This is a genomic window from Amycolatopsis sp. TRM77291, from assembly GCF_054166285.1.
On sequence record NZ_JBSZHF010000043.1, the window covers coordinates 1 to 596 of the forward strand.

The window sequence follows — 596 nt, forward strand, 5'->3', positions numbered from 1 at the left end:
CACTCGAAACGGGAGGAGTGAATGTCGCAAAAATCCCCTCAGTCGCCCAATAATAACAAGCCCAATCAAGGCAATGCAATCTCTTTTCTCATGCCCTCATCTGAGAAGTTGGAGAAAGAAAAACAAAGAGTCCAAATAATGATCATGATGGGCCGATCTGGTATTTTACGGTGTAAGGCAAGGGTGCCCACTCCTGCTCCTGGCAATCGACAGTCCTGCAAAGTTGAGAGCTGACCCTAATCGAACACACCTGAAGCCACTAATCAAGGTCTACAGGATCGCCTGAAAATTAAAGGTGGGTGTGATCGATTAGGCTCAGCGCTGAGCTTTGCAGGAGAGTCGATCGCCAGAAACAGGAGTGGGCACCCCTGGTGTAAAGGCGGGGCCAGTCTGAGAAAAAGCCTCGCTTTGCGTAGTGATGTCTGGGCAGTGTCGTTGGCTGGGGGGCGAAGCCCTGCATGCGCAGCTCCTCGTTAGTATAGTGGACAGTATCTCCGCCTGTCACGCGGAAGACCGGGGTTCGATTCCCCGACGGGGAGAGCAAGTGCTTTTCTGTCCCATTCAGAAAATTTTGGCGCAGCCAAAAAATGAGTTCA

General features: G+C 51.5%; 1 tRNA gene. It reads left to right on the top strand.

Annotated features, from left to right (window positions below):
- The first annotated feature begins 467 nt into the window (after window positions 1–467).
- Window positions 468–539 (top strand) — tRNA-Asp (locus tag ACXIZN_RS43275).
- The last annotated feature ends 57 nt before the right edge of the window (window positions 540–596 follow it).